The sequence below is a fragment of the Pseudotenacibaculum haliotis genome (assembly GCF_042684245.1).
GTDB classification, from domain to species: domain Bacteria; phylum Bacteroidota; class Bacteroidia; order Flavobacteriales; family Flavobacteriaceae; genus Polaribacter; species Polaribacter haliotis_A.
Map to the genome: position 1 here is coordinate 656,309 of NZ_JBHULH010000001.1, position 13,691 is coordinate 669,999.

9 protein-coding genes are annotated in these 13,691 nt (G+C 38.0%); 4 read left to right on the forward strand and 5 right to left on the reverse strand.

All coding sequences use genetic code 11. From position 1 onward, the window contains the following. The first annotated feature begins 64 nt into the window (after window positions 1-64). Genes ACFSRZ_RS03220 through ACFSRZ_RS03235 form a run of 4 tightly spaced genes read left to right on the forward strand, consistent with a single transcriptional unit; the run spans window position 65 to window position 4,923 of the window. Window positions 65-1,597 carry an alanine/glycine:cation symporter family protein gene (locus ACFSRZ_RS03220; RefSeq protein WP_379665076.1) on the forward strand — a complete coding sequence of 511 codons (1,533 nt, stop codon included), beginning with the start codon at window positions 65-67 and terminating at the stop codon, window positions 1,595-1,597. Between the two features lie 41 nt (window positions 1,598-1,638). Beyond that, the gene (locus ACFSRZ_RS03225; RefSeq protein ID WP_379665077.1) at window positions 1,639-3,072 is read left to right on the forward strand and encodes a M20/M25/M40 family metallo-hydrolase; all 1,434 of its coding nucleotides are present in this window, start codon (window positions 1,639-1,641) and stop codon (window positions 3,070-3,072) included. A gap of 2 nt (window positions 3,073-3,074) precedes the next feature. Then, complete coding sequence (locus tag ACFSRZ_RS03230; protein WP_379665078.1) at window positions 3,075-4,703, forward strand: amidohydrolase; 1,629 nt, start codon at window positions 3,075-3,077, stop codon at window positions 4,701-4,703. After that, window positions 4,696-4,923, forward strand: a complete 228-nt coding sequence (locus ACFSRZ_RS03235) for a DUF7660 family protein (RefSeq protein ID WP_379665079.1) — start codon at window positions 4,696-4,698, stop codon at window positions 4,921-4,923. The genes ACFSRZ_RS03230 and ACFSRZ_RS03235 overlap by 8 nt, the downstream gene beginning before the upstream one ends. A 106-nt stretch (window positions 4,924-5,029) precedes the next feature. On the opposite strand, the gene ACFSRZ_RS03240 is transcribed toward ACFSRZ_RS03235, so the two are convergent. The 5 genes from ACFSRZ_RS03240 to ACFSRZ_RS03260 form a co-directional block, all read right to left on the reverse strand. After that, window positions 5,030-8,194 carry a S41 family peptidase gene (locus ACFSRZ_RS03240; RefSeq protein ID WP_379665080.1) on the reverse strand — a complete coding sequence of 1,055 codons (3,165 nt, stop codon included), beginning with the start codon at window positions 8,192-8,194 and terminating at the stop codon, window positions 5,030-5,032. 185 nt (window positions 8,195-8,379) lie between these two features. Further along, window positions 8,380-10,857, reverse strand: a complete 2,478-nt coding sequence (locus tag ACFSRZ_RS03245; RefSeq protein WP_379665081.1) for a T9SS type A sorting domain-containing protein — start codon at window positions 10,855-10,857, stop codon at window positions 8,380-8,382. Between the two features lie 74 nt (window positions 10,858-10,931). Continuing rightward, a complete protein-coding gene (gene trpA, locus ACFSRZ_RS03250; RefSeq protein ID WP_379665082.1) occupies window positions 10,932-11,699 on the reverse strand; it encodes a tryptophan synthase subunit alpha in 768 nt (255 codons plus the stop codon). An 86-nt stretch (window positions 11,700-11,785) separates the two neighbouring features. Then, a complete protein-coding gene (trpB, locus tag ACFSRZ_RS03255; RefSeq protein WP_379665083.1) occupies window positions 11,786-12,970 on the reverse strand; it encodes a tryptophan synthase subunit beta in 1,185 nt (394 codons plus the stop codon). A 90-nt stretch (window positions 12,971-13,060) separates the two neighbouring features. Beyond that, entirely contained in the window at window positions 13,061-13,666 is a 606-nt protein-coding gene (locus ACFSRZ_RS03260) for a phosphoribosylanthranilate isomerase (RefSeq protein WP_379665084.1), read from the reverse strand. Window positions 13,667-13,691: the final 25 nt, after the last annotated feature.

Genomic DNA, 13,691 nt, shown 5'->3' on the forward strand with positions numbered 1-13,691 from the left:
ATCACTGCGTAACCTTTCGCTCTGTATTGATTCTAAGCAATTTAGCTTCATCAATTCAAACAAGATGAAATACATTACAACACTACTCTTTTTTATGGGCTCGATTGCCTCGTTCGCTCAAGAAAACACACAATCCTTAGACCAACGAATAGATCAATCCTTTGCCAATGCAACAGATTGGTATACAAATGCTATTTTATATGAAATTCCAATTACCCAAAACATCAGTATCCCTTGGGTATTGATCATTTTAGTTTGCGGAGCACTGTATTTCTCTTTCTACTTCAGAGGAATTAATTTCCGAGGCTTTTTTACAGCCATCAATGTTGTAAGAGGAAAATACGATCACGTCGACAAATCCGATGAAAGTGATAATGACAATGGAGAAGTTTCCCATTTTCAGGCGCTTACTGCCGCACTATCAGCCACCGTTGGATTGGGAAATATTGCCGGAGTTGCCATTGCATTATCTATTGGAGGTCCCGGAGCTACCTTTTGGATGATTGTTGTAGGATTACTGGGAATGGCTTCTAAGTTTGTCGAATGTACTTTAGGTGTCAAATATCGAGAGATCGATAGCGACGGAACTGTGTTTGGTGGTCCTATGTACTATTTGAGAAACGGGTTGAAAGAATTAGGGATCGGAAAGATCGGGCGAGTTTTATCCATACTCTTTGCCATCATGTGTGTGGGAGGTTCTTTTGGTGGAGGAAATATGTTTCAGGTAAACCAAGCCTTCAAACTCTTTGAATATGTGACCGGAGGAGAAGAAAGCTTTATCTATGGTCAAGGGTGGATCTTTGGTACCGTAATGGCCATTTTTGCCGGGATCGTAATTATTGGAGGAATCAAAAAGATCGCAAAAGTAACCGATAAGGTAGTTCCTGTTATGGTAGTTGTCTATGTTTTAGCTGTGCTAACCATCTTAGGAATGAACTTTTCGCAGATTCCTGCTGCTTTTGAAGCAATCATTCAAGGTGCTTTTAACCCTGAAGGAATTGCCGGAGGACTTGTAGGTGTTATGATTCAAGGATTCCGAAGAGGTGCTTTTTCAAACGAAGCCGGAATTGGATCGTCTTCTATTGCTCACTCTGCAGTAAAAACCAATTATGCTGCCAGCGAAGGACTGGTTGCTTTATTAGAACCTTTTATAGATACGGTTGTTGTATGTACCATGACAGCCCTAGCACTTATTATTACAGGACAAATCACTGCCGGAAATGCTGTTACCTTTGAACAAGGTGCTATTTTAACATCTAAAGCTTTGGAAAGTGGTATTTCATGGTTCCCTTATGTATTAACTGTTGCCGTGATCCTTTTTGCTTTCTCTTCTATGATCTCATGGTCTTATTACGGATATCAATCTTGGTCTTACTTATTTGGAAGAAAGAAAAGAACCGGAAATATTTACAAGGTAATCTTCTGTTTATTTACCATTATAGGAGCGGCTGCAACCTTAAATTCTGTTGTCGATTTTTCCGACGCCATGGTTTTTGCCATGATGGTTCCAAACATGATCGGACTTGTATTATTAGCCCCTAAGGTCATCAAAGAATTAAGGAGATATAAATCGGCCATACAAAACAAACTATCTTAATTGGATTTTGTACTTTTAGAAGCCTAAAAACCAACGAACACATGAAAAAATTAGTACAGCTGGCTTTCGCTTCTCTATTAGTGATTGCTTGCCAGACGAATGAGAAACCTACAGTAAGTTCTAAAGCTTTATCTGCAGAAGAAAAAATAGACTCTACTCATATCAAACAATTTTTCAATACTGCCTTAACAGAAGGTAAATCTTACGAGTGGCTGCGCGATCTAACACAAAACATTGGAGGACGATTATCAGGCTCACCGGAAGCTGCTAAATCTGTTGTCTGGGGAGAAAAAGTAATGAAGGAAGTAGGTCTGGATTCTGTATGGTTACAACCTGTAATGGTACCTCATTGGGTTCGTGGAGAAAAAGAAGAAGCTCATTACACCGTAAACGGGCAAAAGAAAGATGTTGCCATTTGCGCCTTAGGATTTTCTGTGGCTACTCCTAAAAGCGGAGTAACGGCAGAAGTGATTGAAGTAAAGAGCTTGGATGAAGCAGAAAAGTTAGGAGATCAGATGAAAGGAAAGATCGTTTTCTTTAATCGCCCATTCGATGATACTTTGATCAATACATTTCAAGCCTATGGAGGTTGTGTAGGACAGCGTGTTTTTGGTGCTGCTGTTTGTGGTAAATACGGAGCCAAAGGAGTAATTGTTCGTTCTATGACCAATAGCATTGACGATTTTCCTCATACAGGAACCATGAGCTACAGAGATCTTCCAAAAGAACAGTACATTCCTACTGCGGCTATCAGTTCAAAAGCTGCCGAAAATCTAAGTGCTGATCTAAAGAAAAATCCAAACTTAAAATTCTATTTCAAGCAAAGCTGCGAGACTTTACCGGATGCTCCTTCATTTAATGTGGTTGGAGAGATCAGAGGTTCTGAAACTCCGGAAAATATTATTGTTGTTGGAGGTCATTTAGATTCTTGGGATTTGGGTGAAGGTGCTCATGATGACGGAACGGGAGTTGTACAATCGTTGGAAGTAGCATACCTGTTCAAGAAAAATGGAATTCGCCCTAAAAACACATTACGCGTGGTTTTCTTTATGAATGAAGAGAACGGAACTCGCGGAGCACAAGAATATGCTCGTTTGGCAAAAGTGAACAAAGAAAATCATATTGGAGGATTAGAATCTGATGCTGGTGGACATACACCAAGAGGATTTTCTATTGATGCCAATGATGGAAATACCAAATTGCTGCAGAGTTGGAAAAAATTATTGAGTCCTTATGGATTGCACGATCTTGACAAAGGAGGAAGCGGTGCAGACATTTCGCCCTTAAAAAATGAAACTGTTACCTTGGTTGGATACAGACCAGACAGTCAGCGTTACTTTGATTATCACCATACTTCAAGAGATACATTTGACAAAGTAAACAAACGTGAGTTGGAGTTAGGAAGTGCTTCTATGACCAGCATCATCTATTTGATGGATAAATATTTATACGACAATACGCCTGTAAAACCATAAGCATGAAAAAACTCGTTTATTCTCTGTCTATCCTTTTGGCTTTTGCTTCTTGCAAACAAGAGGAAGTAGATCTGATTGTTACCAATGCCAATATCTATACTGTTGATGATGCGTTTGGCAAGGCAGAAGCTTTTGCCGTAAAAGACGGAAAGTTTGTAGCCGTAGGAAGCAGTGATGAGATCACCAAAAAATATACAGCTGGTAATACCGTTGATGCCAAAGGACAAACCTTGGTGCCGGGATTGATTGATGCCCATTGTCATTTTTTCCGTTACGGGTTACAACTTCAGAAAGTGAGTTTGGAAGGAACCAAAAGTTACGACGAGGTATTACAAAAGATCTCTGATTTTATAGATGAAAAAAAGGTTGATTATGTAACCGGACGTGGTTGGGATCAGAACGATTGGGAGGTAAAAGAATTTCCTACCAAGGAAAAGCTAGACAAGTTATTTCCTCGTACTCCGGTGGCTGTAAAACGAGTAGACGGTCATGCCTTATTGGTAAACGAAGCTGCCTTAAACTATTCTGGTCTGTCTGAAACCAACTTCCCAAAGAATATCACAGGAGGCGAATTCATTACCAAAAACGGAAAACTCACAGGAGTTTTGATCGACAGGGCAATGGATTATATCAAAATGCCAAACACCTCTACCAAAGAAGCGATTTCTGGTTTGATGGATGCTCAAAAGATCAATTTTAGCTATGGTTTAACAACTGTTGATGATGCCGGACTAGCGAGAAAGGAGATTGAGCTTATGGATAGTTTGCAAAAAACAGGTGATCTAAAGATGCGTGTTTATGCCATGGTATCTGCAAGTCAAGAAAACTTGGATTACTACACTCAAAAAGGAATTTACAAAACAGATCGTATGAATGTACGTTCGTTCAAAGTATACGGAGACGGAGCTTTAGGTTCTCGTGGTGCTGCCATGAAAAAATCATATAGCGATAGAGAAAATCATTTTGGTGCTTTGATCTATTCTCCTGAAAGATATCAGCAGATAGCCAAGCAAATTGCTGCTTCAGATTATCAAATGAACACACATGCCATTGGAGATTCTGCCAACTATTGGGTGTTAAAAGTTTATAAAGATGCTCTAGGAGATGCAAAAGACAGACGTTGGAGAAACGAACATTCTCAGATAGTAGATATGAACGATTTTGAATTGTTCGAAAATGTAATTCCATCCATTCAACCTACACACGCAACCAGTGATATGTATTGGGCAGGAGATCGTGTTGGGGCGGATAGAATCAAAGGCGGATATGCTTATAAAAAGTTGTTGGACACTTATGGTAAAGTAGCTTTAGGAACAGATTATCCGGTAGAGAAAGTAAGTCCTTTCTTAACCTTTTATGCGGCTGTAGTGCGTAAAGATTTAGATGGATATCCTGAAAGCGGATATCAAATGGAAAATGCTTTATCTAGAGAAGAAACCTTAAGAGGAATGACTATTTGGGCTGCCTATTCTAATTTTGAAGAGAACGAGAAAGGAAGTATTGAAGTTGGAAAGTTTGCTGATTTCGTAATCTTAGATCAAAACATTATGGAAGTAGCCGGAGAGAAGATTCCTAAAACCAAAGCTGTAGCAACTTACTTGAATGGTGAGAAGGTTTATGAAAATGACTAAAGAACAATTTACCGATGAACTTAAAGAGCTTTGTCAAGATCTAAAAGAAAACCCTTCTAATTGGGAAAATAGAACTTTAGAAAGTTACTTAGAAGCCTTGATAGCATATACTGAAGATGTCCAAGGCTACTATGACAATATGAAAACAGGTACAAATGCTAATATCCCTACATGGGAAAACTTTTTAACCATTTTAAAAGGAGCATCTGTTTATGAATAGAAAAAGCGAACCAATTTGGTTCGCTTTTTATTTTTACACCCCTGTTGTCCCCTCAAGGGGACAAATCTTACATCCCTCCTTGAGGAGGGTTAGGGAGGAGTCAATACTACCTCACTTCTTTTAGAAGAACATCCACAGCTTTTTTCAACTGATCGTCTTCTCCTCTAGCTCCCCATCCCGGAGCATTCTTTACAATAAAATCTGGAACTGCCGGTGCATCATTTTCCATGTTCTTTCCAGACTTTTTCACATACCAAGCTCTAAATGGCATACGAACAAATCCTTTTGTCAGTCCGTAACCTCCGGTAGAAATTACAGCTCCAAACGTAGGCATACCTACTAGTTTTCCTAAACCTAAGTTCTTGTATGCGTGTGAAAAGATTTCAGCATTTGAATAACTGTTCTCATTACACAAAGCAATACTTGGTTTTGTATTTACAGATAAGATTGCACGCTCGTTAAACGGATAGTTTCCTGCAAATTTCTTGTTCTCTTTTTGCAAGCTCTTAGCAGCTCCACGAGGAATGGTATATGCATGCTGATCTACATTTAATACCGCCATTAAACGGTCTGTAGTCCAACCACCACCGTTGTAACGTACATCAATCACAATTCCTTTCTTACCATATCCGCTAGCTTTTAGTTCGCGCTCAAAACGCTCAAAACTTGGAGCATTCATTCCTTGAATGTGGATGTATCCTAATTGACCGTTTGAATATTTGTCTACCAACGCTTTTCTAGAAGCTACCCATGCTTCGTATTGAAGTGTACGCAAGCTTCCTGATGTTCTTGCCACTACTTCTTTTCCGTTAGCTAAAGTTAATAGAACCTCATCACCTCTGCTATTCTTTAACAAGCTGTAGAAATTGGTATTAGCTCCTACTTTTTGTCCGTTTACAGCCGTGATTACATCTCCAACTTTTAGGTTTACTTTAGATTTGTTAGCTACAGAGTTTTTAAGTACATACTCTACTCTAGCTCCTTTAGATGTGTTCTTTACTTCCAACCCTAGCAATCCAATGTTGTCGCTGTTGGTTCTTTCTGAAGTACCTGCACGGAATCCCATATGACTCGCGTTTAGCTGCCCTAACAATAGGTTAAAGATGAAACTATAGTCTTGCTCTGTACTGGCTCTTAATGCTAAAGGCTTGTATTTTTTGATCAATTGCTTCCAGTTGTATCCGTGGAAGTTTGGATCATAGAATCCCATCGTTAATGCACGTGTTCCTTCTTCAAACATTTGCTCGTTAATGGCTTTAAAATCTTCTCTGTATTTTGCTGAGTGTGGTAAAGAAGTTACTCTATCAGATTTTGGATTCAACTCTTTCAATCTTCCTGCGGAAGTGAAGTAGAATTTTCCGTTGATGTCTGCAAATCCTCCTACTCTAGAAGTTCCTTTAATGGCTCTTGGGCTACGTCCGTCAATCTTTACTTTGTAAAAGCTTCTGCTGTTGGTAGCCGGGTCTGTAGCAGAGTAGTAAATATATTTACTATCTGGGCTAAATACGCCTCCAAACTCATCGTCCGGTAAACGAGTAATACGCACCAATCTGTCAAAGATTCTATCCTTATCTATGCTTACTTTTACTTTCTTTTTACCCTTTCCTTTTCCTTTCTTCTCTTTTTTCGCAGGGTAGTAATCTCCGTCTTCTCTATCAGTTCTAGAACGCTCCCAATCTTCTTTCTTTAACCAAACCATCCATACATCAAAATCGATTCCTCCTCTGTTACCACTTCTATTTGAAGTAAAAGCGATCTTCTTTCCATCCGGACTCCATACCGGTGAGAAATCACTTCTTGGGTGCATAGAAATATTGATCTTATCTGCCGGATTGTCTACAGATTGAATGAAAATTTCACTATCAAAATCTAAATCTTCTTGAGAGTATGCTAAATACTTGCTATCCGGACTCCAGCTAACTCCTTCTGCTGCTGCCCATCCTGATGAGTAGGCTTTAGGGTTTACAATCTTTCCTCCTTTAATATCAGCAACCATTAAATCGCCACGTCCAACTCTATAAGCTATTTTCTTATGGTCTGGAGATACGATCAAGTCGTATACATCTTCTTTGCTTTTAGTCAATTTCTTGGTATCGATCTTCAAACTTCTTTCCAATCCTACCAAGGTATCTTTTGACGTAGAAATATAAATTTCATTATGTCCGTCTCTATCAGAAATAAAGATCACTTCTTTATCGCTAATCCATTGTGGATCACGATCTCTAAAACTATGATTACTCACATTGTTAGAGCGTCTTTTTTCTTTGTTGTTATGCTTTACAAAAATCTCTCCGTTGATCTCCATGGCAACTAACTTTCCGTTTGGAGATACATCAAAAGAAGAAATTCCTCCGGAAGTAGTAGTTGTTTTTTCTTCTTCAAAACGGTAATCAGTAGTTAAGTTTAATGATAACTTCTTAGTAGATCCATTCTTGATCTGATATACATTAAATGCTGTTGAAAACACTATGGTTCCGTTGTCACTTACTGAGTAAGAAACAACTCCGTCTTTTCTTTGATTGGTTAATTTTTGTGGTCTTCCTTGTGCAGAACCATTTGAAGAAATCGCTTGCTTGTAAATGTTATAACGTCCGCTTACGGCTCCAATGTAGTATAAGTTTCCGGCAGCATCCCACTGTGGAGAATGCTCGTTCTTTGAAGAGTCTGTAATTTGCACATACTGCTTTGTAGCTGTATTGTAAATCCAAATATCGCGTTGTGCCGATCCTGAATAATCTTCACGTGAAATACGACATGCTCCTTTTGCATAAGCAATAAATTTCCCATTTGGAGAAACGGTTGCCATGCTACCCAATGCTGTGATCAAACGCTCCGGAGTTCCTCCGTTTGCATTTACTGCATAGGTTTGTGCATCCCATTCCGGTCCTTTTAAAACACGATTGGTTGTAAAAACGATCTCGTTTCCTTTGGTCCAATCATAAGGTGTGTCTGTGGTAGGATAATAAGTAATTTGTTTAGGAGCGCCTCCATTTTTTGAAACGGTAAAAACGTTGTTAGCTCCTTTTCTGTTTGAATTAAAAGCTAGTTGAGTTCCGTTAGAATTCCATATCGGATTTCCCTCATAAGCTTCGTGTACAGTAAGTCTTTTTGTTTGTTGTGTGTTAAAGTTGTAGGTCCAAATATCTCCCTGGTACGAAAAAGCCAGTTCTGAGGCATCCGGACTTATGCTTGGCATACGTATCAGCGAGTTTTGTGCTGACATCAAACCTGTTGCTAGAAGTGCTAGAACAGTTAAGAATTTAGTTGACATAAGTGTTTGTTTTTGATAAAGGTCAACAAGTTAGAACTTTAATCAATCCAATATGCCATTTTAAGATTTTCTTAACAGATGATTTTCAATCCAAAACGGAATTAATAAAATCATTTATTTTTTCAACATACCCTATTTTATCAAATGAAAAAGCAACCTGTACAGGTTGCTTTTTGTATGGTATATTAGTTTACTACTACTTTCTTAGTTGCATATCCTTTTGAAGAATTTACTTTTAAGAAATAAACTCCGGCAGCTAACTGTGAGGTATTGATCTCTAATGGAATTACTAAACTTGTTTGTTTATTGTAATAGACCAATTGGCCTCTAGCATCAAACAGTCTTACTGAAACATCTTCTGCTCTATCCCACGAGATTTTCAATTCATCATTAGCTGGGTTTGGGTATACATTTAAAGATTCTAAGACGTGATTCTGCGCACTTAATGTACGGTTAAATTTTGGCGATTTCCATATTCCTCTTCCATAGGTAGAAGCGTAAATATGATTGTCTACATAATTTATCTCTAATTCGGTTACTTTAACATTTGGCAAGTTGTTGTTAAACAAATTCCACTCCGTATACTCATCATCTATATAATATATTCCATAGTTCATCCCTAGGTATAAGCCATCTCTTCCATTATTATCCCATACCAAAGTATAAGGCGAAAAGTTTGGAAGATTGTTACTATATCCGGTCCATGAAGTTCCTCCATCTGTAGACTTATATACTTTTTCTGAATCTCCTGCTACAGCAATAGCTACCTTATCAGGGTCGGTTGGATGAACAGCAATACTGTTAATAATCCCAGTAAATCCGGATAACTCTTCCCAAATCTCTCCATCTGTACCTCCCTTTTTGGATTTATACAAACTAGATCCTACAGAAGCATAAATGATTTTAGAATCTGAAGGAGCTATTTTTACCTGATTTGTTAAGTTTCCAAAATTTTGAGAGATCGTAGTCCAACTGTTCCCTCCATCTTCGGATTTAAAAACACGATCTCCTCCAAAATATAGAAAGCCATCTGAGTCTTGTTCAAGTGGAGTTACCCATCCTGTAGGCATTGGTCTATTAGCTTGTATAACTGTTTGCCCCTGATCTAAAGACTTAAGCAGGATCCCGTTATAGATGGTTCCGTATAAAATTTTAGGGTCTTTCACATCTACGATAGACTCAAAACCATCAGCTCCAAGCCAATCTACCCAAGTTCCATTGCTATTAAAAACTGAAGTACCATTGTCTTGAGCTCCTGCAGAGATTACTACCGGATCTGTTTGAGAAATCCCCATTAGATAGAACTGTCTAATTCCCAATCCAGTAGATAAATCTTTATAATAATTGGTGTTAACATCAGATGTATCTTCACAAATAAAGATTCCGCCATCTGTAACAACATATAAATTATTTCCTACAAATTCGATATCATCAATATCAGCATGGCAATATCCAACACCTTCATTAGCTGCATCATCTGGTGTCCATTGAGAAGTGATTGAGAAGTCGCTCCCTCCATTGGTAGATCTCCACGAGTTGATTCCTGCTATATGAACTTCATTTGCGTCAGTTCTAGAAACGGCAATCCCCATATCTCTTGGAGCTTGCCCTAAATTATCTAAACCATTGGAATCATATCCAAAGAAATTTTTATTTCCATGATCTAATTTAGAAAACGAAACGCCATTGTCTGAAGATTTGTAAAAAGCTCCAAAAACATTTCCGTTTGCTTCTACTATGTAAACTCTATTCGAATCCGCCGGAGTAACACCTATCATTTTTGGTCCATCTCCAAATCCTGAAATTTTAGTAAATGTATTTCCTGAATCTGTAGATCTATGAACATCAAATCCTGATGCAAATACAATAGAGCTATCATTTGGATCGAACTCTACATCGAAAGAACTTTCGGGAACAACTTGTGTCCATGTCGTTCCTGCATTTGTAGATTTGTATAATCCGTCATACTGAGATGATGCGAATAAGATATTAGAATCTGTTGGATGCACTACTATTTTTAAAATACTACTACCTCCTGCGTTTCCCACAGGTTTCCAAACCGAACCACCATCAGTAGATCTATATATTCTTCCTCCGTAAGAACCCCAATAATAAGTTGATGAATTGTTAGGGTCTATGGTTAAAGAAAAACTATACATATTTCCATGATTGTCTGATAAGGGTTGCCATGTTGTTCCTCCATCAGTAGTTTTCCAAATTCCTCCACCAATAGATCCAACAATAATATGGTTTTGGTTAGATGCATCTACCGCAAAAGCTGCAAGTCTTCCTACTCCTGGATTCCAACCAATGGTTGGATTCCAATAGGTAGGTCCTACTTCAGACCAATCGTCGTTAAATCCGTTTGTCTTATTAGCGTTATTGGTATTTTGCACCTTCGAATATCTATTCCATTCTGTATACAGATAATTAGGATCTTTTAGGTAACCGTTGGTATCTTGATCTTTTAATGCAAAATATTCCCAACGTTTGTATTGGACCCAACCGGATCCTCTTCCTTTTTCTTTTCCTTCGAAGTATTCTTCAGCTTTTTGCTGAATTTGTTTCACAGTAAAATTACCGGAAGCAATCATGTCTTTATACTCCTGTGCATAGAGAACCAAAGACATAAAGATTAATGTGAGTGTAAAAAGTTTTTTCATTGTGTATTGTGTTTAGGGTTTGTTGAACAACGAAAGTAACAAGTTGCCTAACCACACACATAAAAAACAGTGAATCAAAAGGTGACACTTTTCACAAAATCAGAAATTTTATCAATTCCTTTCTCTTCTAAGAACCTAATAAATGCCGAACCAATAATTGCTCCGTTCCCATATTCACAAGCTTTTGAAAAGGTCTGATGATCAGAAATTCCAAATCCAATGATCAATTTACTTTGCAAATTCATCGCTTTAATTCGCTCAAAGTAATCGATCTGCTGTTGTGAAATCTCCCCTTTTGCCCCTGTAATAGAGCTTGAAGCAACCATATAAATGAAGCTTTGTGTATAAGAATCGATCTTACGAATTCGTTCTTCAGAGGTTAACGGCGTGATTAAAAACACATTATTGATTCCGTATTTTTGAAATAGAGCTTGATAATGATTCTCATATTCGACCATCGGTAAATCGGGAATAATTACTGTATCAATTCCGCAATCAACTAACTTCTGACAGAACTTATCTTCACCATATTTTAGCATTTGATTTAAATACCCCATCAATACCAATGGGGTTGTATTGCTTTCTTTGATCTGTAATAGCTGATCAAAAACGATATCTAAATTGATTCCGTTTTTCAATGCTTTCTGACTACTATTTTGAATGGTAGGACCATCTGCCAACGGATCAGAGTACGGCAATCCTACTTCAATAAAATCTACTCCCGATGAACTCAATCCTTGAATCACTTTTGTTGTATCATCCAACGCCGGAAAACCTGAAGTGAAATAGATTGAGAGGATATTTTGGTCTTTGTTCTGAAATATGTTTTGTATCGAATTCATAATTACTGTCAGTTCGAGCGGAGTCGAGAACTATTTTAAAATTGTCATTACCTCTCGACTCCGCTCGAGGTGACAATTTTATTTTTTTACTCTTCTAAATGTTTGATATAGGTTTCTAAATCTTTGTCTCCTCTTCCAGAAAGGTTTATCACAACCACCTGATCTTTAGTAAACTCTATTTTAGGTAATACGGCCAAAGCATGCGCTGTTTCTAAAGCCGGAATAATTCCTTCAATCTTCGTCAGCTCATAAGCCGCTTGCAATGCTTCTTTATCTGTAGCATTCATAAACTTGGCTCTTTTTGTCTCATATAGGAAAGCATGTAAAGGTCCTACTCCCGGATAATCCAATCCGGCTGAGATCGAATAAGGCTCAACTATTTGCCCATACTCGTCTTGCATTAAAATAGTTTTGCTTCCGTGTATAATTCCTACTTCTCCTAACTGTGAAGTGGCAGCACTCTCTCCTGAATTTACTCCCAATCCTGCGGCTTCTACAGCAATCAGCTCTACCTCTTCATCTTCCATATAATGGTAAAATGCACCGGCTGCATTACTACCTCCTCCTACACAAGCAATGATTGTATCTGGATTTTCTTTTCCTGTTTTCTCTTTTAACTGCCATTTCATTTCTTCAGAAATTACTGCTTGCAAACGAGCAACCATATCCGGATGCGGATGTGGCCCTACTACAGAACCGATCAAGTAAAATGTATGTGGGTTTTGAATCCAGTAACGAATGGCCTCATTGGTAGCATCTTTTAAGGTTTTGCTTCCGCTAGTAGCCGGAACAACCTTAGCTCCCAACATTTTCATACGAGCTACATTTGGTGCTTGACGTTGAATATCTGTTTCTCCCATAAACACTGTACACTCCAACCCCATCAAAGCACATACGGTAGCAGTTGCAACTCCGTGTTGCCCCGCTCCTGTTTCTGCAATAATTTGGGTTTTCCCCAGCTTTTTTGCAATGAGTATTTGGCCAATGGTATTGTTTACTTTGTGCGCTCCTGTATGGTTTAAGTCTTCTCTTTTCAAATAGATGTGTGCTCCGTACTTTGAAGACAATCGTTTTGCATAATACAACGGACTGGGTCTTCCTACATAGTCTTTTAGTAAGCTCTTGTACTCTTTTTGAAATTCTTCTGACTCGATGATCTGTATATAATTATCTTCGATCTCTTTTACATTTGGATACAACAGTTCCGGGATATAAGCTCCTCCAAACTGTCCAAAATATCCGAACTCATCAGGTTGAAATTTTGATTTCATACTATACTTTTCAGGTCATTTCGAATGCAATGAAGCAATCTTTATTCATTCATAAGGTTACTTCGTTTTTGTTCTCGATTTCGCTCGAACTTATATACTCGTAATGACAGATTGTTTAAATTTTTTAATCAATTTTATATTCTTAAATCCGGGCTTGGTTTCAAATCGACTGTTGATGTCAATTGCATATACAGGCAACCCCGAATTCTTTATTTTTTTTACTTCCTCCACATCTTCAACTCCAATTCCTCCACTTAAAAAGAATGGTTTTTGCAACGGATATTCTTTCAATACTGACCAATCAAACTTCACTCCATTGCCGCCTCTTTCTTTTCCTTTAGTATCAAAAAGAAAATAATCGACTACATCTTTATAAGGTTCTAATAAAGAGAAATCAAAATCATCTTTAATTCCGAATACTTTGATGATCTCTACTTTCTTCAAGTGTTCTTTCAATACTTGAATGTAGTCTACCGTTTCATCTCCATGCAACTGCAAAGCTTCTAGCTTGTACTCTTGTGCTAAGGAGATTAGTATTTCCGGAATCTCATTCACAAAAACTCCTGTTTTTTTGATCTTCTTAGGCAGCTCAGGAATGATTCCTTCAAAGTTTCTTGGCGATCTATCATAGAAAATAAACCCTAAATAATCAGGCTGCAAATCGGCAACCGACTGTAGGTTTTCTATGTATTTCATTCCGCAAACTTTTAGTTTCATCTTG

Excerpts from the sequence above, each read along its gene's own strand:
- ACFSRZ_RS03220 (WP_379665076.1), top strand. The coding sequence starts at position 65 with ATGAAATACATTACAACACTACTCTTTTTTATGGGCTCGATTGCCTCG.
- ACFSRZ_RS03225 (WP_379665077.1), top strand. The coding sequence starts at position 1,639 with ATGAAAAAATTAGTACAGCTGGCTTTCGCTTCTCTATTAGTGATTGCT.
- ACFSRZ_RS03230 (WP_379665078.1), top strand. The coding sequence starts at position 3,075 with ATGAAAAAACTCGTTTATTCTCTGTCTATCCTTTTGGCTTTTGCTTCT.
- ACFSRZ_RS03235 (WP_379665079.1), top strand. The coding sequence starts at position 4,696 with ATGACTAAAGAACAATTTACCGATGAACTTAAAGAGCTTTGTCAAGAT.
- ACFSRZ_RS03240 (WP_379665080.1), bottom strand. The coding sequence starts at position 8,194 with ATGTCAACTAAATTCTTAACTGTTCTAGCACTTCTAGCAACAGGTTTG.
- ACFSRZ_RS03245 (WP_379665081.1), bottom strand. The coding sequence starts at position 10,857 with ATGAAAAAACTTTTTACACTCACATTAATCTTTATGTCTTTGGTTCTC.
- trpA (WP_379665082.1), bottom strand. The coding sequence starts at position 11,699 with ATGAATTCGATACAAAACATATTTCAGAACAAAGACCAAAATATCCTC.
- trpB (WP_379665083.1), bottom strand. The coding sequence starts at position 12,970 with ATGAAATCAAAATTTCAACCTGATGAGTTCGGATATTTTGGACAGTTT.
- ACFSRZ_RS03260 (WP_379665084.1), bottom strand. The coding sequence starts at position 13,666 with ATGAAATACATAGAAAACCTACAGTCGGTTGCCGATTTGCAGCCTGAT.